Source organism: Pseudomonas syringae pv. cilantro, from assembly GCF_001293775.1.
GTDB lineage: Bacteria > Pseudomonadota > Gammaproteobacteria > Pseudomonadales > Pseudomonadaceae > Aquipseudomonas > Aquipseudomonas syringae_P.
The window spans coordinates 175,344-201,180 of record NZ_LGLN01000071.1; the positions used below are offsets into that span (position 1 = coordinate 175,344).

Here is a 25,837-nt window from a genome sequence, read left to right on the forward strand (position 1 = left end):
TTTATTTGAAGCGCCGCTCCACACCTTTTTCGACCAGCACCTTGGCGGAGATCTCTTCCACAGAAAAATGCGTGGAGTTGATGTTGGGGATGTTTTCGCGGCGGAACAGGCTTTCCACTTCGCGCACCTCGAATTCGCACTGGGCGTAGCTGGAATAGCGGCTGTTGGGCTTGCGCTCGTGACGAATGGCGGTCAGGCGGTCCGGGTCGATGGTCAGGCCGAACAGCTTTTCACGATGCTGCTTGAGCGCAGCAGGCAATTGCAGGCGCTCCATGTCGTCTTCGGTCAGCGGATAGTTGGCCGCACGAATGCCGAATTGCATGGCCATGTACAGGCAGGTCGGGGTTTTGCCGCAACGCGATACGCCGACCAGGATGATATCGGCCTTGTCGTAATAGTGGGTGCGTGCACCGTCGTCGTTGTCCAGCGCGAAATTGACCGCCTCGATGCGCTCCATGTAGTTGGAGTTGTGCCCGATGGAATGCGATTTGCCCACCGAATACGAGGAGTGTGAACTAAGCTCCTGCTCCAGCGGCGCGAGGAAGGTCGAGAAGATGTCGATCATGAAGCCGTTGGACGTCGCCAGAATCTCGCGGATGTCCTGATTGACGATGGTATCGAAGATGATCGGGCGGACATCGTCCTTGTCGGCGGCATTATTGATTTGTTGTACCATCGCCCGCGCTTTCTCGACGCTGTCGATATAGGGCCTGGTGAACTTGTTGAAGGTAATGTTTTCAAATTGTGCCAACAGGCTTTGCCCCAGGGTTTCGGCGGTAATGCCGGTGCCATCGGAGATGAAGAAAGCAGATCGTTTCATTTGTGTCCCTGATCTTAAGCCGTTGACGATTTCTGGATATCATAGGCGTGCTTGTCGACCCTGAGGGCCAGCAGGTACAGCTTTTTTCAAGGTTCAGGCTTTTGCCCGACCCCACACGCCCGAGGCCACTCTACACGCGCCCGGGCGAATGAGCTTTTCCCAACAACAAACACAGTTAGTGGAGAGATCACCTTGGTAGAGTACGTAGTTTCCCTCGATAAGCTCGGCGTCCATGATGTGGAGCATGTGGGGGGCAAAAACTCGTCCCTCGGCGAGATGATCAGCAACCTCGCAGGCGCTGGTGTTTCAGTGCCGGGTGGCTTCGCGACTACGGCCCAGGCTTATCGTGATTTTCTCGAACTCAGCGGCCTGAACGATCAGATCCACGCGGCACTGGACGCCCTTGATGTCGATGACGTCAATGCGCTGGCCCGCACCGGTGCGCAGATCCGTCAGTGGATCATGGAAGCCGAGTTCCCCGAAAAGCTCAACGCCGAGATTCGCACCGCATTTGCCGAATTGTCGGCAGGCAACCCGAACCTCGCCGTGGCCGTGCGTTCGTCCGCCACCGCCGAAGACCTGCCGGATGCCTCGTTTGCCGGTCAGCAGGAAACCTTTCTGAACATTCGCGGTGTCGAGAACGTGATTCGCGCCGCCAAGGAAGTGTTTGCCTCGTTGTTCAACGACCGGGCGATTTCCTACCGTGTGCATCAGGGCTTCGACCACAAGCTGGTGGCGCTGTCGGCTGGCGTGCAGCGCATGGTGCGTTCCGAAACCGGTACGGCGGGGGTGATGTTTACCCTGGATACCGAATCCGGCTTCCGTGATGTGGTGTTCATCACCGGTGCCTACGGCCTGGGCGAGACCGTCGTGCAGGGCGCAGTCAACCCGGACGAGTTCTACGTGCACAAGGACACCCTGGCCGCTGGCCGTCCGGCGATTCTGCGTCGCAACCTGGGCAGCAAGGCGATCAAGATGATCTACGGCGAAGAGGCCAAGGCTGGCAAGTCGGTCAAGGTGATCGACGTAGAGCCTGCTGATCGTGCGCGTTTCTGCCTGACCGACGCCGAAGTGTCCGAGCTGGCGAAGCAGGCGATGATCATCGAGAAGCACTACAAGTGCCCGATGGACATCGAGTGGGCCAAAGACGGTGACGACGGCAAGCTGTACATCGTGCAGGCGCGTCCGGAAACCGTGAAGAGTCGCGCTTCGGCCAACGTCATGGAACGTTACCTGCTCAAAGAGACCGGCAAAGTGCTGGTCGAAGGTCGTGCCATCGGTCAGCGCATCGGTGCCGGTAAAGTGCGGATCATCAAGGACGTGTCCGAAATGGACAAGGTCCAGCCTGGCGACGTACTGGTATCCGACATGACCGACCCGGACTGGGAGCCGGTCATGAAGCGTGCCAGCGCAATCGTCACCAATCGCGGCGGGCGGACTTGCCACGCGGCGATCATTGCCCGCGAGCTGGGCATCCCGGCAGTGGTGGGCTGCGGCAACGCCACGCACACCTTGCAGGACGGGCAGGGCGTGACCGTCTCCTGTGCCGAAGGCGACACCGGTTACATTTTTGAAGGCGAGCTGGGTTTCGACATCAAGACCAACTCGGTCGATGCCATGCCCGACCTGCCGTTCAAGATCATGATGAACGTCGGCAACCCGGACCGGGCCTTCGATTTCGCCCAGTTGCCCAATGCCGGAGTCGGCCTGGCGCGTCTGGAATTCATCATCAACCGCATGATCGGCGTGCACCCCAAGGCGCTGCTCAACTACTCGCTGCTGCCGCCGGAAATCAAGGACAGCGTTGACAAGCGCATTGCCGGTTACGACGATCCGGTCGGCTTCTATGTCGAGAAGCTGGTCGAGGGCATCAGCACCCTGGCCGCCGCGTTCACGCCGAAAAAGGTCATCGTGCGCCTGTCTGACTTCAAGTCCAACGAATACGCCAACCTGATCGGCGGCAAGCTGTACGAGCCTGAAGAAGAAAACCCGATGCTGGGCTTCCGCGGGGCTTCGCGTTACATCAGCGAAAACTTCCGCGACTGCTTCGAACTGGAATGCCGTGCGCTCAAGCGTGTGCGCGAAGAAATGGGCCTGACCAACGTCGAGATCATGGTGCCGTTCGTGCGCACACTGGGTGAAGCGAGTCAGGTTATCGACCTGCTGGCGGCCAACGGCCTGAAACGCGGCGAGAATGGCCTGCGCATCATCATGATGTGTGAATTGCCGTCCAACGCGATTCTGGCGGAAGAGTTCCTTGAGTACTTCGACGGTTTCTCCATCGGCTCCAACGACCTGACCCAACTGACGCTCGGTCTGGACCGCGACTCCGGCGTCATTGCCCACCTGTTCGACGAGCGTAACCCGGCGGTCAAGAAGTTGCTGTCCAATGCCATTCAGGCGTGCAACAAGGCTGGCAAATACATCGGTATCTGCGGCCAGGGGCCTTCCGATCACCCGGATCTGGCGCGCTGGCTGATGGATCAGGGGATCGAGAGCGTGTCGCTCAACCCGGATTCGGTTCTGGAAACCTGGTTCTTCCTGGCCGAGGCGCAGGCGCCGGTCTGATCTGACGCATCCCCCGTGCGGGCCCTGATGTGACGTAAAGAACACCTGAGCCGTCATGTGGATCAGGTGTTTGAACGAGGCGGTTTCTTCGGAAGCCGCTTTTTTTATGCGCGTGTCTTGAGAGTGCCCGAACGCCTTGATCCATTCCGTCTGTCCAGCCAGATAAAGAGTGATATGCAGAGCAGCAGCCAGCTTTTCCCCGTTGCCTTGATCAGTGCCGAACGTTGTGGCGATCTGGTCGAGGACGTCTACCGTCTGAAGCCCGCCAACAGCCCTGACCCGAGCGTCGAGCTGGTGGCGACCCGTCTGGGGCGGGTCGATCAGCCTGACGTGCGAGGTGTGCCCGTGATTCTGCTGCATGGCAGCTTTTCCAACCGGCGCTTCTGGTATTCGCCCAAAGGCGTCGGTCTGGGCGCTTATCTGGCCCGCGCCGGTTTCGACGTGTGGATTCCGGAGATGCGCGGGCACGGCCTGTCGTCACGCAACCAGAACTACCGTGCCAATTGCGTCGCGCAGTACGCTCGGTTCGACCTGCCCGCCATTGCTGCGTTCGTTGTCGAGCAAAGCGCCCAGGTGCCACACTGGATCGGCCATTCACTGGGTGGCACCACGCTGGCTGCGGCGTTGGGCGGCCAGTATCTAGGGGCGGAAACCGTGGCGTCGGTTGCACTGTTCGGCAGTCAGATCAGCCGCACGTACTGGCCGCTGAAAATTCCGCCGTTGCAATGGTTGGCCCGTTTGCTGCTCAGGTCTTTCGAACATATCTCCGGGCCGCGTTTTAAAAGTGGACCGGAAGACGAGCCGATCGGTCTGGTGCTCGAAAGTCTACGCTGGCATGGCTTGTTCGGCCGGTTTGGCGAGCGCGACAATCACTGGTGGGACGGGCTGAAATCGGTGCAAGTGCCGGTTCTTGCGGTTGCAGCGGTGGGCGATCACCAGGACCCGGTGTGGGCCTGTCGCATGCTGTTCGAGCAGATCGGCGGTGACCAGCACAAGCAGTTCCTCTGCCTGGGGCGCGAACACGGCTTCAGCGAAGATTTCAATCATGTGCAGATGTTGATCAGCAAAGCCGCGCAGCAACAGGTCTGGCCGCAGGTGCTTGGCTGGCTCAATGAGCAGTCTGTTCCTGAACAGGTCGCAGAGTTTCGAACGGCAGTGGGCAGTTAGCGGTTAAAGTCGCTATGGTTAGCGTCATTCGGTCGCGTCGGTTGCATTCTGTTCGCGATTTCATGCCTCAGCCCTGACAGGAGTTGACCTCATGCACTACATCACCCCCGATCTGTGCGACGCCTACCCGGAACAGGTGCAAGTCGTCGAGCCTATGTTCAGCAACTTTGGCGGACGCGATTCATTTGGCGGCCAGATCGTTACGCTCAAGTGCTTCGAAGACAATTCGCTGGTCAAGGAGCAGGTCGAGCTGGACGGCAAGGGTAGAGTGCTGGTCGTCGATGGTGGCGGTTCGCTGCGTTGTGCGTTGCTAGGCGACATGCTCGCTGAAAAGGCGGCCAGAAATGGCTGGGAAGGCCTGGTGATCTACGGCTGCGTGCGCGATGTGGACATGCTGGCCCAAACCGATCTTGGCGTTCAGGCGCTGGCCAGTTACCCCAAACGCTCGGAAAAACGCGGCGTGGGGCAGCTTGATCTGCCAGTGACCTTCGGCGGCGTGACCTTCCGCCCCGGCGAGTACCTTTACGCCGACAACAATGGCGTTATTATTTCCCCCTCTCCTCTGACGATGCCGGAATAAGCGAAGTATCCATGTTCGATGAAGCAAACGCGCAGTGGGGGCTGGTTCATGCCCTCGTTCTGGATGGTAACGGCGGGGCGCGTTTCATTGCTCGAACCGAACTGCAGGAACTCCGGTTGCAGCCGCAGGAAAGTCTCTGGCTGCACTGGGATCGCAGTCACCCGCAGACGCATACCTGGCTGCGCACAGCCAGTGGTCTGAGCGAATTTGCCTGCGACCTGTTGCTCGAGGAAAACACCCGGCCGCGGTTGCTGCCATTGCCGGATCAGGAATTGCTGCTGTTCCTGCGCGGGGTGAATCTCAACCCCGGTGCAGAACCGGAAGACATGGTCTCGGTGCGTATTTTTGCCGCCGCACAGCGGGTGATCTCGTTGCGCTTGCGGCCGCTGCGGGCCACCGAAGAGCTGATCGATCTGTTGGCGCAGGGCAAGGGACCAAAGAACGCGGCGGAGCTCATTCTTTATCTGGCTCAGTACCTGACCGACAAGGTTCAGGATCTGGTCGGTGAATTGACGGAATCGGTCGACGAAGAGGAAGAAAAGACCGACGCCGACGAACGGTATAACCCGGAGCACGGCAAACTGTTGCATATTCGCCGTCGCGCTGCGGGCCTGCGCCGTTTTCTCGGGCCGCAGCGGGATATCTATGGCCAGCTTTCGCGTATCAAATTGTCGTGGTTTGCGGATGAAGACGCGGATTACTGGAACGAGCTGAACAACAGCCTGACCCGTTATCTCGAAGAGCTGGAATTGACCCGTGAGCGGGTGGGTCTGCTGCTGGAGTCCGAGGACCGGCGCCTGCGCGAGCACATGAACCGCACGATGTACCGCTTCGGCATCATTACCGGTATCTTCCTGCCGATGAGCTTTCTCACCGGTTTGCTGGGGATCAACGTCGGTGGCATTCCAGGTTCGGACAGCTCGTATGGCTTTCTGGTGGCGTGCTTGCTCATCGTTGCCCTGGCTGCGGGGCAGTGGTGGCTGTTCAGGCGTTTGCGCTGGGTATGAAGAGGTCGGGAGGAGCGCGGACGCGTGGTTTTTTGTCTGGCCTGTGTGACTTGTTGTTTTCGCGTCGCGTCTTTGACTGACATTACGTGAGGTGCCTGATGCACGATCCGTTTGAAGAATCTTTACGCGACATGCTCAATTCTTCATCCTCCAGCCGGGATGACGATGCATGTCTGGGACGTGTCCTGAAGACCGCGAACCGCCAGGTCGGTGCCGGTGTGTTGTTCGGGTTGTTGGGCCGTTGGTCAGAGGCTTTGATGATCGCGGTGAACAACGGTTCGGCGCACGTCTCTCCTGTTTCTCGCCGCACCGTGGCCGGTGCGCGTTCTACCGATAAGGCTGATTGAGCATGGAATTGAATCTCTGGACCCAGAGTCTTCTTGCTGCAATGACTGCATTGTGGACCAAAGTCGCCAACTTCATCCCCAACCTGTTCGGCGCTCTGGTTGTGGTGCTGCTGGGCTTCGTTGTGGCCAAGCTGCTCGACGCGCTGCTGTCCAAATTGCTCGCCAAGCTGGGGCTGGATCGTCTAGTCAGTGGCACCGGATTGACCAAACTGATCGGCCGGGCTGGCGTGAAAGTGCCGGTGTCGACGCTGATCGGCAAGATCGTTTACTGGTTCGTGCTGTTGATATTTCTTGTGTCGGCAGCAGAGTCGCTTGGTTTGCAGCGAGTGTCGGCTACGCTGGACATGTTAGCGCTGTATTTACCGAAAGTATTCGGTGCAGCACTGGTCTTGCTGGTCGGCGTGCTATTGGCGCAGCTGGTCAACGGGCTGGTGCGCGGCGCTGCCGAAGGGGTCGGAATAGATTATTCCGCAGGCTTGGGACGAATTGCTCAGGGGCTGGTCATAATCATCAGCATTTCGGTCGCGATCAGCCAGCTTGAGGTCAAGACCGACCTGCTCAACCACGTTATCGTGATTGCCTTGATTACCGTTGGTCTGACAGTGGCGCTTGCCCTGGGCCTCGGGAGTCGGGAAATCGCCGGGCAGATCATTGCCGGAATTTATGTTCGCGAACTGTTTCAGGTTGGCCAGCACGTACAGATAGGCGAGACGGAAGGGCAGATTGAAGAGATCGGTACGGTCAAGACAACATTGCTGACAGAAGAGGGGGAGCTGGTATCGTTTTCCAATCGCATCCTTCTCGAGCAGAGAGTAAGCAGCCGATAAGTGGCTAACCTGCTAATCTATGCCGCCACGCTGCCGATACAGGCCTTGGCGGACATTGACCTGACTGTCGGCAAGATTTGTTTTGAATAAACCTCAACCGTTTTCGACGCGCTACGATCCACGCGAGCTCTCTGATGAGGAGCTGGTCGCGCGAGCCCATGTTGAGCTGTTCAATGTGACGCGGGCGTATGAAGAATTGATGCGTCGTTATCAGCGAACACTTTTTAACGTCTGTGCACGTTATTTAGGGAACGATCGCGACGCAGACGATGTCTGTCAGGAGGTGATGCTTAAGGTGTTGTACGGGTTGAAAAATTTTGAAGGTAAATCTAAATTTAAAACCTGGCTTTACAGCATCACCTACAACGAGTGCATCACGCAGTACAGGAAGGAACGGCGTAAGCGTCGCTTGATGGACGCATTGAGTCTGGATCCACTTGAGGAAGCGTCGGAAGACAAGACGCCCAAACCTGAAGAGCGGGGCGGACTCGATCGCTGGCTTGTGTATGTGAACCCGATCGATCGGGAGATTCTGGTCCTGCGTTTTGTCGCAGAACTTGAATTCCAGGAGATTGCAGACATCATGCACATGGGCTTGAGCGCAACGAAAATGCGTTACAAGCGGGCTTTAGATAAATTACGAGAGAAATTTGCGGGAATCGCCGAAACTTAATACGGTGCAAATATCTCTTACGAACTGGCAAGGTCTGGTAGACTAGCCGACGAGTTGTCCCCATTGTGTGGGACTGCTTTTAATCATCAGATGGGGATTTAACGGATGAAACTGAAAAACACCTTGGGCTTGGCCATTGGTACTATTGTTGCCGCAACATCGTTCGGCGCTCTGGCTCAAGGCCAAGGCGCAGTCGAAATCGAAGGCTTCGCCAAGAAAGAGTATTACGATAGCGATCGTAATTTCAAAAACGACGGCAACCTGTTCGGCGGCTCCGTTGGCTACTTCCTGACCGACGACGTTGAACTGCGTCTGGGCTACGACGAAGTTCACAACGTCCGTAGCGACAGTGGCAAGAACATCAAGGGCGCGAACACCGCTCTGGACGCTCTGTACCACTTCAACAACCCAGGTGACATGCTGCGTCCGTACCTGTCTGCTGGTTTCTCCGATCAAAGCATCGGTCAAGACGCTCGCAACGGTCGTGACGGTTCGACCTTCGCCAACATCGGCGGCGGCGCCAAGCTGTACTTCACTGACAACTTCTATGCCCGTGCAGGCGTTGAAGCTCAGTACAACATCGACCAAGGCAACACCGAGTGGGCTCCAAGCGTCGGTATCGGCGTAAACTTCGGTGGCGGCAGCAAGAAAGTAGAAGCAGCACCAGCTCCAGTAGCTGAAGTGTGCTCCGACAGCGACAACGACGGCGTGTGCGACAACGTCGACAAGTGCCCAGACACCCCAGCCAACGTAACTGTTGACGCTGATGGCTGCCCGGCAGTTGCTGAAGTGGTTCGTGTTGAGCTGGACGTCAAGTTCGACTTCAACAAGTCGGTCGTCAAGCCTAACAGCTACGGCGACATCAAGAACCTTGCTGACTTCATGCAGCAGTACCCATCCACCAGCACCACTGTTGAAGGTCACACTGACTCCGTCGGTCCTGACGCTTACAACCAAAAACTGTCTGAGCGTCGTGCAAACGCCGTTAAACAGGTTCTGGTTAACCAGTACGGTGTTGGCGCTAGCCGCGTGAACTCGGTTGGTTACGGCGAATCCCGCCCAGTTGCTGACAACGCAACTGAAGCTGGCCGCGCAGTTAACCGTCGCGTAGAAGCACAAGTAGAAGCCCAAGCTAAGTAATTAGCCCGCTTGTACTGAAAAGCCCGGCTCAGGCCGGGCTTTTCTTTGCCTGCGATTTGAGCAGCCATGACGTGCAAAGCGGTTCAGCCCGCTTGCAGCCCTGGTTGGTCGACAAGTGACTGACGCTGCTCGTTGCTGAAAGCAGCGACTGCACCGATGACCAGAATGGCAGGGCTTTTCAGCTCGAACGCAGCCGCATCCTGCTGCATGGCGTTCAGATTGCTCCGGCACTCGCGCTGCCACGGCAGCGAGGCATTTTCAATCATCGCCACCGGCATCTCGCCACTCATTCCTCCCGCCAACAGCTGCTCGCGAATCTCCGCCAGCTTCGCCACGCCCATGTACACCACCAGTGTCGTGCCGCCTTGTGCCAGCGCCTTCCAGTTGAGGCTGCTGTCGTCTTGAGTGTGCGCAGTGACCAGTGTGACGCCTCGGCTGACGCCGCGCAGGGTCAGCGAAATACCGCATTGGGTCGCGCCGGCCAGACCCGCCGTGATGCCGTTTACCAGTTCCACCGCAACCCCATGCGCCTGCAACCACTGCGCCTCTTCGCCGCCACGCCCGAAAATGCACGGATCGCCGCCTTTGAGGCGCACCACGCATTTGCCCTGACGGACATAACGCAGCATCAGACGATGGATAAAAGCCTGCGGCGTCGAGCGGCAGCCTCCGCGTTTGCCGACGGCGATGACGCGCGCAGCCGGGCAATGTTCAAGCACTGCGGGGTTGACCAGATCGTCGATCAATACCACATCGGCTTCACGCAGGGCGCGAACCGCCTTGAGGGTCAACAATTCCGGATCACCTGGGCCCGCGCCCACCAGCCAGACTTTTGCGCTCATGCCGTATTCCTCATTAAGTGACCGCCACGGTGTTGATCAGTCTTTTTATTTCCGGCACACAGGAACCGCACTGGGTCCCGCAACCTAATTGAGTCTTGAGTTGATTCAGGTCCAGGCCGCGTTCGACACCGCTCATGACGGCGCGCTGGCTGACGTTCATGCAGTTGCACAACGTCTTGTCCCGATTCTGCGCCGAAGCTTTGCCCGGTTCGCTGCTTAGCGGCGCCAGTAACCAGCGACGCAGAGACGCATCGAAGTGCTCTGCCTGCCATAGCGCGTGCAGCCAGTGCCGGGCGACGGTTTCACCGGCCAGACGGACAGCGGTAATGCGTCCATCATCAATGCGTACCCGTTTGCCAATCGAGCGCGCGGGGTCGTCGTACGCCATCACCGGACCTCCATCAAGGCCCAGCAGGCGGTCGATGTCGCGCAACAGCTGTGGCTCGGGCGCTTGCGTGCTGGCAGCATTGATGATCAGTGCCGAGCGCTCGCGACCGCTGAGGTTCATGCTCAGGTAATCGAATGCGTCGCACAGCGGGCGCAGTTTTTCCATGCGCTGCTGCACATCGCCCTCGATCAGCGCAAAGAACTGCCAGGGCAAATGAGCTTTTTCGATTCTCACCCCGGAATGCTTGAGCTCGGGTTGTTTGGAGACCGGATCAAACGCGGGCTGGGTCAGGCTGTTCACACCACCCTTGAGGAAACGGTCTCCCCAGTGCATCGGCAAAAATGCCTGGCCGGGCGCGATGCTGTCGTCACTGCTCACCGGTAAGAAAAGCGCGCCACGGCGGCTGATCAAGCGCACCAGATCGCCGCTTTGCAGGTCGTGGCGCTGCATTTCCTGCGGATCGAGGCTCAACACCGCCTCGTTGACATGCCCGAACAGACGGGCTGCGGTGCCGGTGCGGCTCATGCCGTGCCATTGATCACGCAAACGTCCAGTGTTGAGGGTGATTGGGTACTCGGTGTCCCGCAGTTCTCGGGCCGGGACATAGGCTTCGCACAGGAATTGCGCGCGCCCGGAAGCCGTCGGGAATACAGCGTCCGCGTACAGGCGTGGCGTACCCGCTGTCGCACCCACTGGAAACGGCCATTGCTGCGGACCTTGTCGGTCGATGAGCGCGCGGTCGATGCCGGCCATGTCCAGATCGCGTCCGGCCGTAAGGCCCTTGAATTCATCGAACAAGGCCTCAGGGGTCTGGAAATCGAACAGCGCAGGCACTTCTGGCTGCAAGCGCTTTTGCAGCCGCTGAGCGAAATCCACGGTGATTGCCCAGTCTGCGCGTGCTTCACCGGGGGCCGCGATGGCTTTGCGCACATTGGAGATACGTCGCTCCGAGTTGGTCACCGTGCCTTCCTTCTCGCCCCAGCTGGCGGCAGGCAGCAGCAGATCGGCAAAGCGTGCGGTTTCGGTGGTCTTGAAGGCCTCCTGAAGCACCACGAACGGGCAGGTTTCCAGCGCCTGTCTGACGCGGTTCTGATCAGGCAGCGATTGTGCCGGGTTGGTGCAGGCGATCCACAGCGCCTTGATCGTGCCGCGCTGCAATTGCTCGAACAGTTCGATGGCCGACAGGCCGGGGTTGGCCGGCAAGCTGTCGACGCCCCAATAGTCGGCCACTTCGGCACGGTGTTCGGCATTGCCGGCATCGCGATGGCCGGGCAGCAGGTTGGACAGACTGCCGGTTTCGCGTCCGCCCATGGCATTCGGCTGACCGGTGAGCGAGAACGGGCCTGCGCCTGGATGGCCGATCTGGCCGGTGGCAAGGTGCAGATTGATCAGCGCGCTGTTCTTGGCGCTGCCTGCGCTGGATTGATTCAAGCCCATGCACCAGAGCGACAGAAAACTCGGTGACTCGCCAATCCAGCGCGCACAGGTGTGTAACTGTTGCGCAGAAATACCGCAGAGCGTCGCCACGTATTCAGGCGGGTAGTTATCCGCCAGCGCGCACAGTTCTGCGTAGCCCTGAGTGTGGGCGGCGATGAAGTCCGGATCGACTAGCTTGTCGCGTATCAACAGATGCAACAGGCCGTGGAACAGGGCAACGTCGGTTCCTGGCTGGATGTCCAAGTGCAGGTCTGCCAGTTCGCAGGTGTCGGTGCGCCGCGGATCGATGACGATGATTTTCATCTGCGGGCGGCGGCTTTTCGCTTCTTCCAGCCGACGGAACAACACTGGGTGCGCGTAAGCCATGTTGCTGCCGACGATCAGCACGCAGTCGCTCAGCTCGATGTCCTGGTAATTGCACGGCGGTGCGTCTGCGCCCAGGCTGCGTTTGTAACCGGCCACGGCCGACGACATGCACAGCCGCGAGTTGCTGTCGATATTGTTGGTGCCGACCAGCGCCCGCGCCAGCTTGTTGAACGCGTAGTAATCCTCGGTCAGCAACTGGCCGGAGATGTAGAACGCCACGCTGTCCGGGCCGTGCTCGCGAATGCTTTCGGCGAACACATTGGCAGCGTGCTCCAGCGCGGTATCCCAATCGGTGACGCTGCGCGCCAGTCCTTTGCTGAGGCGCAGCTCCGGGTACAACGCACGCGCTTCGACATCGCCGGTCAGGTTCAGGCTTGAGCCCTTGCTGCACAGTTTGCCGAAGTTGGCCGGGTGCGTCGGGTCGCCGCTGACACCCAGAATGCTCTGCCCGTCGTGTTCGATCAGCACGCCGCAACCGACCCCGCAATAACAGCAGGTGGAGGCGGTAACCTGTGTAGGGTTGATGGCCAGGCTGGTCATGCGCAGGCGACCTCGTCAGCGGCCGGTTCGCCGAACATCAACTGGTTGCGGATCGCTGCAATGCCCTGACCGTCGCGGATCTGCTGCAAATACCAGCTGCCGTCTGCGGTATCGCCGTACAGGCAGGCGCCGACCAGCACGTCATTCTTGATCACCAGCTTCTTGTAGACCCCGCTGACCGGGTCGGAAAACGTGATGCTTTCCGTGCCTTCGCCGCCGAGAAAGTCTCCGGCGGAGAACAGGTCGATGCCGGTGACTTTCAGTATGGTCGAGGTGATCGAGCCGGGATAACGGGCAAAACCCAGTTGCGCAAGGTGATTGGCGCAGACCCGTGCCTGTTCGAACAGCGGTGCGACCAGGCCATAGGCGATGCCGCGATGACTGACGCATTCACCGATGGCATAGATGCGCGGGTCGTAGGTCTGCAACGTGTCGTTGACCAGAATGCCACGATTGCAGGGCAGGCCAGCTTCTTCGGCCAGCTCGGTGTTGGGGCGGATGCCGGCGGCCATGACCACCAGATCAGCGTCGATCACTTCGCCGTGTTTGAATTGCACCGCTCGCACGCGCCCGCGGTCATCGCCGAGCAAGGCTTCGGTCTGTTCATTGAGGCGAAAACTCAGGCCGCGCTGTTCCAGTGCTGCTTGCAGCATCAGGCCGCTGGTGTTGTCCAGTTGACGTTCCAGCAGCGTCTGACCGTTATGCACCACTGTGACCTGCATGCCACGCAGGCTCAGGCCATTGGCCGCTTCCAGCCCGAGCAAGCCGCCGCCGATGACCACCGCACGTTTGTGGGTGGTGGCGGTATCGATCATCTGCCGGGTGTGGCCGATGTCGCGGTAACCGATCACGCCATCCAGTGTGTTGCCGGGGATCGGCAGGATGAACGGGCGCGAGCCGGTGGCAATCAGCAAGCGGTCGTAACGCGCCTCGGTGCCGTCATCGGCGATAACCAGGCGTTTGATGCGATCGATCTTCACCACCCGACGGTTGAGCAACAACTGGATACGGTGGGTGTCGTACCAGGCCAGATCGTTGAGCACGATGTCTGCGAAATCCTGCTCGCCTGCCAATACCGGTGACAGCAGAATACGGTTGTAGTTGGGGTGCGGCTCGGCTCCGAAGACCGTGATGTCGTACAGGTCTTCGCTCAGTTTCAGCAACTCTTCGAGTGTGCGCACGCCGGCCATGCCGTTGCCAATCATCACCAGTTTGAGTTTTTTCATCTTGCCTCCGAGTCGCCAGACAGCGGGCTCGACACAGTACGTGCAAACAAAAAAGGCGTCCCGTCAGTTGCCTGACAGGGACGCCTTTGTCCGGTCCCGTTATCTCGGGAGGCGCAGCCTTCATCGTTGAGGGCGGCGCGTTATGAATGATCCGAGACAGGTCATGCAGCGCTTGTGCCAACTCGCAACTGGCCGTGTGGCGGGGGATCACATGGTTTGTCAGGTGTGTTTCTGCACCGGGTTGAGGCGGGTCGCACAGAAGCGGGGCGGTTGCCGGTTGGTGAATTGTGAGTCGTGAATCAATGACGGCCCATGAGCCAGATAACCACGAGCAGGTTGAGCAGCAGTGAGACCAGCGCCACGGTGCGCCAGACCTTCAGCGGTTCGCGTTCCAGTAGCGGCCGGGGCCGTGCAACGACCGGGCGCAGCTCGGCCTGTTCCAGTTCCAGCAGCCATTGCTCGGCGGTTTCATAGCGATGTTGCGGATCGGCTTGCAGTGCCTTGTCGAGGCTTTGGCTTAACCACTGCGGCAAATCGGGTCGGTAGCGGCTGGCGGGGATCGGCGTAGCAAAGCGACGATGTTGAAACGCTTCGATTTCGCCGTAGGGGTAATGGCCGGTCAGCAGGTAATACAGCGTCACACCGACGGCATACAGGTCTTGTTGCGGGGCAGGCTCGGCACCGTTGAAGGCTTCCGGGGCGATGTAGCTTGGTGTGCCGGGCAAGTCGTCGGGATTGACGGCTGACAGGCCGGGGCAAAATGCCAGACCGAAATCCAGCAGACGCAGTTCGCCATCGTCACCCAGCAGCAGGTTTTCCGGTTTGATGTCGCGATGAATGATATTGCGTCGATGCAGCAGACCGCTGGCGCGCAACAGCCGCGTCGCGAGGTCCTGCCATTGTACGAGCGGCAAAGGGCCGGCGGCGGCGAACAGCTCGGCCAGGGTGCGCCCGGAATGTTCGCGCATCACGTAATACAGGTGCTGGCGTTCTGCGAGCGGGTGCAGCTCGGGAAAGAAGCGCCCGGCAACCCGGCGCAAAAACCACTCTTCGAGCAACAGCCCCTGACCGGCCCCGGCTTCGTCATGGCGACTGGCAGGCAGGGTTTTCAGTAGCCAGGGCTGACCCTGTGCGTCGTTGACCCGATAGAGCATCGACTGCCGGGATTGCGCCACGACGCTGCCGACGCTCCAGCCTTCAAACGTCTGGCCGTGCTTGAGCGCAGGCGGCAACGGCCACTGTTGCAACTGTAACAACGCATCGCCCAAGTCATCTTCGCCGAGGCTGTCGACCTGGATCAGCAGCGCGCTGGCGTTGTCCTGACTGCCCGCCAGATGGGCCGCGCCGACCAGGGTTTTCACCGCCGCATCGAGGTCGTCGTGCTCGCCAAGAATCGAGCGAATGCTGGCATCGCCTAGCGTTGTCCAGACACCGTCGCTGACCAGTAACAGCCGCTCGCCCGCGTACAGTTCGCCGTCCAGGTAGTCCATAACCACGTATTGATCGAGGCCCAGCGCGCGCTTGAGCACGTGCTGCATGTCGGCCTGTTCCCAGACGTGATCTTCGCTGATGCGCGTGAGTGTTCCGGTATTCCAGCGATAAACCCGACAGTCACCGACATGCGCGAGGGTGAAGCGTCGACCGCGCAGCACCAGAGCGCTGAGGGTGGTCATCAGGCCGTTGGCCAGCAACCAGCGATTCTGCGCCAGCAGCAGCCGGTCAAGCGACTGGGCCACGCCCCAGGTTTCCGGTGTGGCGTAGTAATCCAGCGCCAGTGCTTGCAGGGTGGACTGAGCCGCCAGTGCACCGTCGGCACAGTGGCTGACGCCGTCGGCAAGGGCGAACAGATAGCCCTTGCTGGCCGCCAGCGCCGCTACCGGCGTGACCAGCCGCAGCGCGTCCTGATTCTCCGCGCGCGGCCCTCTGGCACTGAACTCGGCAAAACGCAGTTGCAGCGTCACCGGCGCCTCAGACCCGCGCCGCCGTCACGGCTGCCGAACCCCAGGTGGTCCTCCAGCGACGCTTGACGTTCAGCAGGCCGAACCAGGCCAGCACGGCCAGCCCCGCGAACAGCCAGAGGCCCAACTGGTAATCGCCGGTGTTCTGCTTGATGGTGCCCAGACCGGCCGCCAGCAAAAAGCCGCCGATACCACCGGCCATGCCGATCAGCCCGGTCATGACGCCGATTTCCTTGCGAAAGCGTTGCGGCACCAACTGGAAGACTGCACCGTTGCCGGCACCCAGACCGAGCATTGCTGCGACGAACAGCGCCAGCGCAGCCCACGAACTGGGCAGATTGAAACCGACCGCCGCGATACCGATGGCCGCCACCGCATACATTACGGTCAACGTGCGAATCCCGCCAAAACGGTCGGCCAGCGCGCCGCCCAGCGGGCGCATCAGGCTGCCGCCGAACACGCAGGCTGCGGTGTAGTAACCGGCAGTGATCGGGCTCAGGCCATACTGGTCGTTGAAATAGCCGGGCAGGGCGCTGGCCAGGCCGATGAAACCGCCGAACGTCACACTGTAGAAAAACATGAACCACCAGCTGTCCTTGTCACCCAGCGCCTTGAGGTAGTCCGCCACGGACTTGGGCTTGCTGCGCTCCGGAGCGTTACGGGCCATCAGACTGAAAGCAATCAGGGTCAGCACCAGCGGGATCAGTGCCAGGCCGAACACATTCCCCCAACCGAAACTGGCGGCCAGGACAGGCGCGATCAACGCGGCCAGCACGGTGCCCGAATTACCTGCACCGGCGATGCCCATCGCTTTGCCCTGATGCTGGGGCGGATACCATTGCGACGCCAGTGGCAACGCCACGGCAAACGATGCACCGGCCATGCCGAGGAACAGGCCCAGCAGCAGGACCTGGCCGTAGGTGTGAATCCCCAGTTGCCAGGCCGCGAATAGCGCACCGATGACGATCACCTGGCCGATGATGCCTGCGGTCTTGGGCGACAACTGGTCGGCCAGCAGCCCCATGAAGAAGCGTAGCACGGCACCTGCCAGAATCGGCGTGGCCACCATCAGGCCGCGCTGCTGTGTAGTCAGTTGCAGGTCGGTGGCGATCTGTACCGCCATCGGGCCAAGCAGGTACCAGACCATGAAGCTCAGGTCGAAGTAGAGAAAGGCCGCGAACAGGGTCGGTTTATGGCCGGCCTTCCAGAAGCTTGTATCCATCGGCACACCTCATCATCTGCTAGGGGTCAGTCGGGCCATGGCCGCGACACGGTTTGTTCCAGACGTTGCGGTGGAGAGTGTCGGGCGACTCCACCGGCCCCATCGCCGGGGCCAAACGCAAAAAACGCCGCCTCTCCGTCCGCTGAAGCGGAAAGAGATGAGCGACGTCTTTGTCGTAATCGGTGGTAGCCGCCGTTGGCTACCGGTGCCATTGCCCAAGCAATAGATGGGCCAAGCCAGCTGCAAGCGGGTTAGCTGTACGCTGCAAGCGGCTTTGGGTGATTGCCAGGCAGCGGAAGCATCCTGAACCATGACCCTGGATCGAGCGGTGGTCTGCCAAGGCGCTGCAAAAAAGGGCGCACTGGCGAGCCAACGCTTTGCCCCCTCCAACATCTTCGTTGAGTTGACATTGAGCCGATACGGCGTCGCTTTATTGAAATATTATTAAAGTTCAATGCGGGATTGTTATTTCATGTGCCACCATTAGTGGTATTAACTGCTGTCACTATGATGCTGTTTCGATGTTGTTCTATGCGGGGCTTAATGTCGACAATCAACAAGTATGAATATTTATTAATTCGCTTATTACGTATGTTGTCGTACGACGGCGCGGTGAATATTTAATTTACTTTGTGTCGTAACTCTGACAGCATCCGTTCTGCCGTCACTGACACGATCCGTCAATTAGAAGGTGATACACCACTTCATCAGCGTGCCTGTACTTCAAGGCTGTCTGTCAATTTCGATAAATGCTTACTTTGCAAAAAGTATTCGGTTATTCGCTCTTTTTTACGGTTTTCTGATGCCTGCGCTGTGCAGGTAATAAGGTGAAGACCGCATTCAAATGCAACTCGGCAATGCAACGTACAGGTCGTGTTGTTTTCCTCTCCGCGCTGCTCCGAAGGGCGCCAATAAAGGATACATCATCATGAGTAATATCAATTACGCACCCACTGTCTGGTCCCGCGCCGATGCGCTGAAGGTCAACGAAAACGACCCGACTACCACGCAGCCGCTGGTCAGTCCGGACTTTCCGGTCATGAGCGATACCGTATTCATCTGGGACACCATGCCGCTGCGCGAGCTGGACGGCACNCCGGACTTTCCGGTCATGAGCGATACCGTATTCATCTGGGACACCATGCCGCTGCGCGAGCTGGACGGCACTGTCGTCTCGGTCAACGGCTGGTCGGTGATCCTGACCCTGACCGCCGACCGTCATCCCGATGATCCTCAGTACCTGGGCGCCAACGGTCGCTATGACATCAAGCGCGACTGGGAAGACCGGCATGGCCGGGCGCGCATGTGCTACTGGTATTCACGTACCGGCAAGGATTGGATCTTCGGTGGCCGGGTGATGGCCGAAGGCGTATCGCCAACAACGCGGGAATGGGCGGGCACACCGATACTCCTGAATGACCAGGGCGATATCGATCTTTATTACACGTGCGTGACGCCAGGTGCGTCAATCGCCAAAGTTCGGGGTCGTATTGTAACGTCGGACAAAGGCGTGGAGTTGAAAGACTTTACCGACGTCAAGATTCTGTTTGACGCTGACGGCACGTACTATCAAACCGAAGCGCAAAACTCGACATGGAACTTTCGGGACCCGAGCCCATTCATTGATCCCAATGATGGCAAGTTGTACATGGTCTTCGAGGGTAATGTTGCGGGCGAGCGCGGTTCGCATACTGTGGGTGTCACCGAACTTGGCCCCGTGCCGCCGGGGCATGAAGACGTGGGCGGTGCCAGATTTCAAGTAGGCTGCATCGGCCTGGCCGTTGCAAAAGACCTCAGTGGTGAAGAATGGGAAATACTTCCGCCGCTGGTCACAGCGGTGGGCGTCAATGATCAGACCGAACGGCCACATTATGTTTTTCAGGACGGCAAATATTACCTGTTCACCATCAGCCACAAGTTTACCTACGCGGATGGCGTGACCGGGCCAGACGGTGTCTACGGTTTTGTCGGCGAGCACCTGTTCGGTCCGTACCGGCCAATGAATGCCTCCGGTCTGGTGCTGGGCAACCCGCCCGAGCAGCCCTTCCAGACGTACTCGCACTGTGTCATGCCGAATGGTCTGGTGACCTCGTTCATCGACAGCGTGCCGACCGAAGGCGAGGATTACCGTATTGGTGGAACTGAAGCGCCGACGGTGAGAATCCTGTTGAAAGGAGACCGCTCGTTCGTGCAGGAGGAATACGACTACGGTTACATCCCTGCCATGAAGGATGTCACGCTGAACTGACAGATCGCCTGTCACTTGTGCATCAAGAACGCCTGCCTGTGCAGGCGTTCTTCGTTGAATCAACCCAGTAGCTCACTCATCGCGATGATCTGCTCGGCCACCTGAATCAGCTTTTGCTGACGACTCATCGCCTGACGCCGCATCAGGGTGTAGGCCTCTTCCTCGTTGCAATCCTTCATCTTCATCAGCAGCCCCTTGGCCAGTTCGATGCGCTTGCGCTCGGCCAGTTGCTGATCGCGGGCATGCAACTGGGCACGCAGCGCCTGATCACTCTCGAAACGGGCCATCGCCACATCCAGAATCGGTTGCAGCCGTTGCGCCTGAATTCCCTCGACGATGTAAGCACTGACGCCGGATTTGATTGCCTGACGCATCACGCCCGGATCGTGCTCGTCGGTAAACATCACGATCGGGCGCGGCTGGTCACGACTGACCAGCACCACCTGTTCCATCACGTCGCGACCGGGCGATTCGGTGTCGATGAGGATCACGTCCGGGCGCACAGCTTCGACGCGGGCGGGCAGGTCGATGGTCAGCCCTGACTCATCGATCACGTCGAATCCGGCTTCAGTCAGGGCAGATTTGAGACGGCCGACTTTTCGGGCTGTGTCATTGATCAGCAGAATACGCAGCATGCTCACGTTCTCCGTCAACGACTGGCAACCGCTGGCGCGGGATCGGCCAGCGAGTGGAGTTTGAAGCTGCGTGCATAACCGGCAGGATCGCTGCCATCCCACACTTTGCCGTCGATCAACTGACTGCTGCGCAGGTTGCCAGCCGGCACGTCGATGCCCAGCGCAGTGGCCGCCTGACGGTACAGCGCCAGTTGCTGGACGCGGCTGGCGACGGTCAGGTAGTCCGGGTCTTCGCGCAACAGGCCCCAACGGCGGAACTGGGTCATGAACCACATGCCATCGGACAGCCATGGGTAATTGACCTGGCCCTGATTGTGGAATCTGACGGGGTGCGGGTCCTGCCAGTGATTGCCCAGGCCGTCACTGTAATGGCCAAGCAGGCGCGGCTCGATGCAGTCCAGCGAGGTGTCCAGATAATCTGCGCCGCTGAGCAATTGCGCCGCGCTGTACAGATTGTGCGGGTTTTGCTCGATGAAGCGGCTGGCTTCCAGCACCGCCATGATCAGCGCCCTTGCAGTATTGGGATTCTGCTCGACGAATTCGCGCGTACACCCGAGCACCTTGCCCGGATGATCCGGCCAGATCGCCTGACTGGTGGCCATTGTGAACCCCAGTTGTTGCTGCACTGCGCTCGCGCCCCATGGCTCACCCACGCAAAAACCGTCGATGCGCCCGGCCCGCAGGTGTTGCGCCATTTGCGTGGGCGGCACCACGACACTGTTCACGTCGTCGAGCGGGTGGATACCCTGGCTGGCGAGCCAGTAATACAGCCACATGGCGTGGTTGCCAGTCGGAAATGTCTGCGCGAAGGTCAGCCTTGTGCCGTTTTGGTGCGCGCGTTGGTCGAGCGCCTCAGGAGTGATCACCCCCGCTTGCTGCAATTCGCGGGACAGATTGATGCACTGGCCGTTCTGATTGAGGCCCATCAGGATCGCCATATCGGTCGCCGGGCCGCCGCCGATCCCCAGTTCCACGGCGTAGATCAGGCCATACAGGCTGTGCGCCGCGTGTAACTGCCCGCTGACCAGCCTGTCGCGCAGCCCGGCCCATGAGGTCTGGCGCTTGAGGTTGAGGCTCAGCCCGTAAGGCTGGGTAAAGCCCTGCGTCGCGGCGACGACCAGCGGGGCGCAGTCGGTCAACGCCATGAAGCCGATGTCGAGGCTGTTCATTTCCGGCGCGTCGCTGCCGGTTACCCAGTCCAGGGCATTGCTGGTTCGTTCAGTCATACCGCGCACTTCATAAAAGGCCCATCCAAAAAAAAGCGTCGCCCGACCCGATGCCAGTGCAAGGGGCTGAAGCGACGCCATTGTCGATGCACCGCTCCTTCGTCGCAGCGAGTGCCTGCCAACGGTTCAAGCAAGGCATATGCCAGCGTCACATGACAAGAAGTTTATCGCGCACCTCGCCTGTGCCGCCCGCACACGTCTATAATCGCCACCCTGAATTCAGCTGCTCACGAGCCCATTCCGCCATGTATAACCTGGCCCGCCAGTTACTGTTCAAACTATCCCCGGAAACCTCGCACGACTTGTCGCTGGACCTGATCGGTGCAGGCGGGCGGCTGGGGCTCAACGGCTTGCTGAGCAAGTCACCGGCGAATCTGCCGGTCAGCGTCATGGGCCTGGAGTTTCCGAACCCGGTGGGCCTGGCCGCCGGTCTGGACAAGAACGGCGCAGCCATCGACGGTTTTGCGCAGTTAGGTTTCGGCTTCGTCGAGATCGGCACAGTGACGCCGCGTCCGCAGCCGGGCAATCCCAAGCCGCGAGTCTTTCGCCTGCCGCATGCCGAGGCGATCATCAACCGCATGGGTTTCAACAACCTGGGTGTCGACAATCTGGTGTCGAGGGTTCAGGCTGCCAGGTACCGTGGCATTCTGGGCATCAATATCGGCAAGAACTTCGACACGCCGGTCGAGCGTGCGGTGGATGATTACCTGATCTGCCTGGACAAGGTTTACGCGCACGCCAGCTACGTCACCATCAACATCAGTTCACCCAACACCGCGGGTTTGCGCAGTCTGCAATTTGGCGATTCGCTCAAACAGTTGCTCGAAGCCCTGAGCCTGCGCCAGCAGGAACTCACGCAAGTGCACGGCAAGCGCGTGCCGCTGGCGATCAAGATCGCTCCGGACATGACCGATGAAGAAACCGTGCTGGTCGCGGCTGCGCTGATCGAGTCGGGGATGGATGCGGTGATTGCCACCAACACCACGCTCAGCCGTCAGGGCGTCGATGGCTTGCCGCATGCCGATCAGGCCGGTGGTCTGTCGGGCGCGCCGGTTCGGGAAAAAAGCACGCATATCGTCAAGGTGCTGGCCGGCGAACTGGCCGGTCGCATGCCGATCATCGCGGCGGGCGGCATCACCGAAGGCCGGCATGCGGCCGAGAAAATCGCTGCCGGTGCCAGTCTGGTGCAGATTTATTCGGGCTTCATCTACAAGGGCCCGGCGCTGATTCGCCAGTCGGTCGACGCCATTGCGGCCATGCCCCGCACTGCGGGCTGAATCACAGGGCAAAAAAAGGGGCTCTGCGAAAGAGCCCCTGGGCGTTGGCCCGCCGCCCGGGTCGGGCGTGCATGGTGCAGGTGTGAATCAGTCAATCATGTTGATGGCCCCGACAAGGGCCTGACAGTCTTTGATGTGAATCGCCTCATCCGACCGCGTGAAGTTCGTTGAGTCTGTGGATGCCCGCAGTGCCGGTCATACCGTCCCAGTTGTCGCCGCGTCCTTCGCGCCAGCCATTGATCCATGCCTGGCGTACTGACGGTAGAGTAAAAGGGCAAAGCTCACGGGATTTACCATGAACGCCGTATTGATATCCGCGTAAAAATGCTCTTTCCAACGGATCACGCTTAAGTCTTCTCATAGGGTAATGCCCTCGTCTGTTGACTGTAATATCCCTGAGACCCCGTGATGAGGTCGGGCAGAATCTTCTGCCGTTGGTGCCCGCTGCCGGCGTGGCGGGCCTTGATGCCATCACCGTTGCAGTGATGACCTGAGTTGATTTCTAACCAAACCGCAGGTCGCTGGGAATGATCGTTTTGTCATAAGCGCGTCACATTATGCTCTGTCGAGCAATAAGCATCGGGGTGTCTCATCCGTGAGTTTTCACACAGCCCTTTTGAAACGCGGTTTTGCGGGCGAATTGAGATCGCTTATCAACCTCAGGTAGTGGCTGTTTGCCTTGCCTGCGTAAGCGACGAAGGGTCATCAATAGTTCTATAAAATGTGACTTTTCGAGTCGGGCTTTATTAGCGGCGTCTCTATTGCCGTCATTGCGGACCTCGATATCTGGTTTAATGTGCACCTTCACTGCCGCATTGATAGGCCATGACAGGGTCATGCGGTGGACCGGCACTCACGTGCCACGCAGGCGTTCTCCACGAAAGACGCCGGTTCAAATCTGGCAGGGCAATGCGTTGCCCGCCGCTGACGGCTCAGGCCCTGGAATACACATGTCGGATCGCTACGAACTTTTCCTCACTTGCCCCAAAGGCCTTGAAGGGCTGCTTGCCGAGGAAGCCACCGCGCTTGGCCTGCAAGAAACCCGCGAGCACACTTCGGCCATTCGCGGCTTGGCCGACATGGAGACCGCTTATCGGCTTTGCCTGTGGTCGCGTCTGGCCAACCGCGTGCTGCTGGTGCTCAAGCGGTTCCCGATGAAGGACGCCGAAGATCTTTACCACGGCGTACTCGATGTCGAGTGGCACGACCACCTCGAACCGGAAGGCACCATCGCGGTGGAGTTCAGCGGGCATGGCTCGGGCATTGACAACACCCACTTTGGTGCATTGAAGGTCAAGGACGCGATCGTCGACAAGTTGCGCACGCCCGAAGGCGAGCGCCCGTCGGTGGACAAGATCAACCCGGACCTGCGTGTCCACCTGCGCCTGGATCGCGGCGAAGCGATTCTGTCGCTGGACCTTTCCGGTCACAGCCTGCACCAGCGCGGCTATCGTCTGCAGCAGGGCGCAGCGCCACTCAAGGAAAACCTGGCCGCCGCGATCCTGATCAGGGCCGGCTGGCCGCGCATTGCTGCCGAAGGCGGCGCGCTGGCTGACCCGATGTGCGGTGTCGGCACATTCCTGGTCGAGGCTGGCCTGATCGCCGCCGACATCGCGCCCAATATCAAGCGCGAGCGTTGGGGCTTCTCTGCCTGGCTCGGTCACGTGCCGGCGCTGTGGCGCAAGCTGCACGACGAGGCACTGGCGCGTGCCGAGGCCGGCCTGGCGAAAACCCCTTCGTGGATTCGCGGTTACGAAGCCGATCCGCGTCTGATCCAGCCGGGCCGCAACAACATCGAGCGCGCTGGCCTGAGCGACTGGATCAAGGTCTATCAGGGCGAAGTCGCGACCTTCGAGCCGCGTCCGGATCAGAACCAGAAAGGTCTGGTGATCTGCAACCCTCCGTATGGCGAGCGTCTGGGTGATGAAGCCAGCTTGCTGTACCTCTACCAGAATCTGGGTGAGCGTCTGCGTCAGGCGTGTCTCAACTGGGAAGCGGCCGTGTTCACCGGCGCGCCTGATCTGGGCAAGCGCATGGGCATTCGCAGCCACAAACAGTATTCGTTCTGGAACGGCGCCTTGCCGTGCAAGTTGTTGCTGATCAAGGTCACGCCTGATCAGTTCGTCACCGGCGAGCGCCGGACTCCGGAGCAGCGTCAGGTTGAGCGTGAGAACCCGGTCGAAGCCGAGGTGGTTGAGCGTAAACTCAACAAGAACGGCAACCCGATCAAGCCGGAACCTATGGTGGTCGAGCAGGCGCGCTTGAGCGAAGGCGGGCAGATGTTTGCCAACCGCCTGCAAAAGAACCTCAAGCTGATGGGCAAGTGGGTGCGCCGTGAAGGCATCGACTGCTACCGCGTCTACGATGCCGACATGCCCGAGTATTCGCTGGCGATCGACCTGTACCACGACTGGGTGCATGTTCAGGAATACGCCGCGCCCAAGACCATCGACCCGGAAAAAGCCTCGGCCCGACTGTTCGACGCGCTGGCAGCCATTCCGCAGGCGCTGAACATCGACAAGAGTCGTGTGGTGATCAAGCGTCGCGAGCGCCAGAGCGGCACCAAACAGTACGAGCGTCAGAGTGCGCAGGGGCAGTTTCTGGAAGTCAGCGAAGGCGGCGTCAAGTTGCTGGTCAACCTGACGGATTACCTGGACACCGGCCTGTTTCTCGATCACCGCCCGATGCGCATGCGTATCCAGCGCGAGGCCGCAGGCAAGCGCTTCCTGAACCTGTTTGCCTACACAGCAACGGCCAGCGTGCATGCGGCCAAGGGCGGTGCGCGCAGCACCACCAGCGTCGACCTGTCACGCACGTATCTGGACTGGGCGCGGCGCAACCTGTCGCTCAACGGCTTTTCCGACAAGAACCGTCTGGAGCAGGGCGACGTGATGGCCTGGCTGCAGGCCAATCGCGACGAGTACGAGCTGATCTTCATCGATCCACCGACGTTCTCCAACTCCAAGCGCATGGAAGGTATTTTTGATGTGCAGCGTGATCAGGTCGAACTGATCGATCTGGCAATGGCTCGTCTGGCCCCGGGCGGTGTGTTGTATTTCTCCAATAACTTCCGCAAGTTCGTGCTCGATGAGAACCTCAGCCAGCGCTATGCGGTCGAAGACATCACTGTGCAGACCATCGACCCGGATTTTGCCCGCAACGGCAAGATTCACCGCGCCTGGAAAATCATGGCGCGCGCTTGATCCGGAAAGACCGGGCGGTGAACTGATTTGTCGTGCCTTTGTACAAGTTTGTTCATCGTCCACTAGTTGTAGCGGCTTGCAATCGAAAACGACCGTGCTCGCAATCAACACACTTTTCGGCTCAGATTAACTGCGACTGA

The 25,837-nt window shown here is 59.6% G+C and carries 19 protein-coding genes and 1 pseudogene; 11 read left to right on the plus strand and 9 right to left on the minus strand.

Features of this window, described 5'->3' with window-relative positions; genetic code table 11:
* Window position 1: 1 nt before the first annotated feature.
* A complete protein-coding gene (gene ppsR / locus ABJ99_RS19625) occupies window positions 2-820 on the minus strand; it encodes a posphoenolpyruvate synthetase regulatory kinase/phosphorylase PpsR (RefSeq protein ID WP_054087222.1) in 819 nt (272 codons plus the stop codon).
* 192 nt (window positions 821-1,012) lie between these two features.
* Here ppsR and ppsA point away from each other — a divergent pair, with 192 nt between their 5' ends.
* The 8 genes from ppsA to ABJ99_RS19665 all read left to right on the plus strand — a co-directional run bounded on the left by ppsA (window position 1,013) and on the right by ABJ99_RS19665 (window position 9,129).
* Window positions 1,013-3,388: a phosphoenolpyruvate synthase gene (gene ppsA / locus ABJ99_RS19630; protein ID WP_054087223.1), complete on the plus strand. Its 2,376-nt coding sequence runs from the start codon at window positions 1,013-1,015 to the stop codon at window positions 3,386-3,388.
* A 174-nt stretch (window positions 3,389-3,562) separates the two neighbouring features.
* Entirely contained in the window at window positions 3,563-4,555 is a 993-nt protein-coding gene (locus tag ABJ99_RS19635; protein ID WP_054087246.1) for an alpha/beta fold hydrolase, read from the plus strand.
* Between the two features lie 91 nt (window positions 4,556-4,646).
* Window positions 4,647-5,135, plus strand: coding sequence for a ribonuclease E activity regulator RraA (gene rraA / locus ABJ99_RS19640; RefSeq protein ID WP_054087224.1), 489 nt, complete (start codon window positions 4,647-4,649; stop codon window positions 5,133-5,135).
* 11 nt (window positions 5,136-5,146) lie between these two features.
* Window positions 5,147-6,142 (plus strand): zinc transporter ZntB, encoded by a 996-nt coding sequence (locus ABJ99_RS19645; RefSeq protein WP_054087225.1) that lies wholly within the window; start codon window positions 5,147-5,149, stop codon window positions 6,140-6,142.
* A 98-nt stretch (window positions 6,143-6,240) separates the two neighbouring features.
* Window positions 6,241-6,489 carry a hypothetical protein gene (locus tag ABJ99_RS19650; protein ID WP_054087226.1) on the plus strand — a complete coding sequence of 83 codons (249 nt, stop codon included), beginning with the start codon at window positions 6,241-6,243 and terminating at the stop codon, window positions 6,487-6,489.
* Between the two features lie 2 nt (window positions 6,490-6,491).
* On the plus strand, window positions 6,492-7,316 hold the full coding sequence (locus ABJ99_RS19655) for a mechanosensitive ion channel family protein (protein ID WP_054087227.1): 825 nt from the start codon (window positions 6,492-6,494) through the stop codon (window positions 7,314-7,316).
* A gap of 82 nt (window positions 7,317-7,398) precedes the next feature.
* On the plus strand, window positions 7,399-7,989 hold the full coding sequence (gene sigX / locus ABJ99_RS19660; RefSeq protein WP_007249920.1) for an RNA polymerase sigma factor SigX: 591 nt from the start codon (window positions 7,399-7,401) through the stop codon (window positions 7,987-7,989).
* Between the two features lie 105 nt (window positions 7,990-8,094).
* Window positions 8,095-9,129: an OmpA family protein gene (locus tag ABJ99_RS19665; protein WP_054087228.1), complete on the plus strand. Its 1,035-nt coding sequence runs from the start codon at window positions 8,095-8,097 to the stop codon at window positions 9,127-9,129.
* Between the two features lie 83 nt (window positions 9,130-9,212).
* Here the strand turns inward: ABJ99_RS19665 and cobA are convergent, their stop codons facing one another.
* The 5 genes and pseudogenes from cobA to ABJ99_RS19690 all read right to left on the minus strand — a co-directional run bounded on the left by cobA (window position 9,213) and on the right by ABJ99_RS19690 (window position 17,108).
* Window positions 9,213-9,971, minus strand: a complete 759-nt coding sequence (cobA, locus tag ABJ99_RS19670; RefSeq protein ID WP_054087229.1) for a uroporphyrinogen-III C-methyltransferase — start codon at window positions 9,969-9,971, stop codon at window positions 9,213-9,215.
* A gap of 13 nt (window positions 9,972-9,984) precedes the next feature.
* Window positions 9,985-12,702 carry a nitrate reductase gene (locus tag ABJ99_RS19675; RefSeq protein WP_054087230.1) on the minus strand — a complete coding sequence of 906 codons (2,718 nt, stop codon included), beginning with the start codon at window positions 12,700-12,702 and terminating at the stop codon, window positions 9,985-9,987.
* Between the two features lie 8 nt (window positions 12,703-12,710).
* A pseudogene (locus tag ABJ99_RS19680) lies at window positions 12,711-13,928 on the minus strand (NAD(P)/FAD-dependent oxidoreductase); the annotation flags it as partial.
* 299 nt (window positions 13,929-14,227) lie between these two features.
* Window positions 14,228-15,889, minus strand: a complete 1,662-nt coding sequence (locus ABJ99_RS19685) for a bifunctional protein-serine/threonine kinase/phosphatase (RefSeq protein WP_054087231.1) — start codon at window positions 15,887-15,889, stop codon at window positions 14,228-14,230.
* 7 nt (window positions 15,890-15,896) lie between these two features.
* Window positions 15,897-17,108 carry a nitrate/nitrite transporter gene (locus ABJ99_RS19690; protein WP_054087232.1) on the minus strand — a complete coding sequence of 404 codons (1,212 nt, stop codon included), beginning with the start codon at window positions 17,106-17,108 and terminating at the stop codon, window positions 15,897-15,899.
* A gap of 928 nt (window positions 17,109-18,036) precedes the next feature.
* Here ABJ99_RS19690 and ABJ99_RS19695 point away from each other — a divergent pair.
* Entirely contained in the window at window positions 18,037-19,356 is a 1,320-nt protein-coding gene (locus tag ABJ99_RS19695) for a glycoside hydrolase family 68 protein (protein WP_054087233.1), read from the plus strand.
* Window positions 19,357-19,415: 59 nt separating this feature from the next.
* Here ABJ99_RS19695 and ABJ99_RS19700 read toward each other — a convergent pair whose 3' ends face one another.
* Entirely contained in the window at window positions 19,416-19,991 is a 576-nt protein-coding gene (locus tag ABJ99_RS19700) for an ANTAR domain-containing response regulator (protein ID WP_007249911.1), read from the minus strand.
* 14 nt (window positions 19,992-20,005) lie between these two features.
* On the minus strand, window positions 20,006-21,217 hold the full coding sequence (locus ABJ99_RS19705) for a CmpA/NrtA family ABC transporter substrate-binding protein (protein ID WP_054087247.1): 1,212 nt from the start codon (window positions 21,215-21,217) through the stop codon (window positions 20,006-20,008).
* Window positions 21,218-21,462: 245 nt separating this feature from the next.
* On the opposite strand from ABJ99_RS19705, the gene ABJ99_RS19710 reads away from it, so the two are divergent.
* Entirely contained in the window at window positions 21,463-22,494 is a 1,032-nt protein-coding gene (locus tag ABJ99_RS19710; protein ID WP_054087234.1) for a quinone-dependent dihydroorotate dehydrogenase, read from the plus strand.
* A 145-nt stretch (window positions 22,495-22,639) separates the two neighbouring features.
* Here ABJ99_RS19710 and rmf read toward each other — a convergent pair whose 3' ends face one another.
* Window positions 22,640-22,855, minus strand: coding sequence for a ribosome modulation factor (rmf, locus tag ABJ99_RS27495; RefSeq protein WP_002553055.1), 216 nt, complete (start codon window positions 22,853-22,855; stop codon window positions 22,640-22,642).
* 589 nt (window positions 22,856-23,444) lie between these two features.
* Here rmf and rlmKL point away from each other — a divergent pair.
* Window positions 23,445-25,697, plus strand: a complete 2,253-nt coding sequence (rlmKL, locus tag ABJ99_RS19715) for a bifunctional 23S rRNA (guanine(2069)-N(7))-methyltransferase RlmK/23S rRNA (guanine(2445)-N(2))-methyltransferase RlmL (RefSeq protein WP_054087235.1) — start codon at window positions 23,445-23,447, stop codon at window positions 25,695-25,697.
* Window positions 25,698-25,837: the final 140 nt, after the last annotated feature.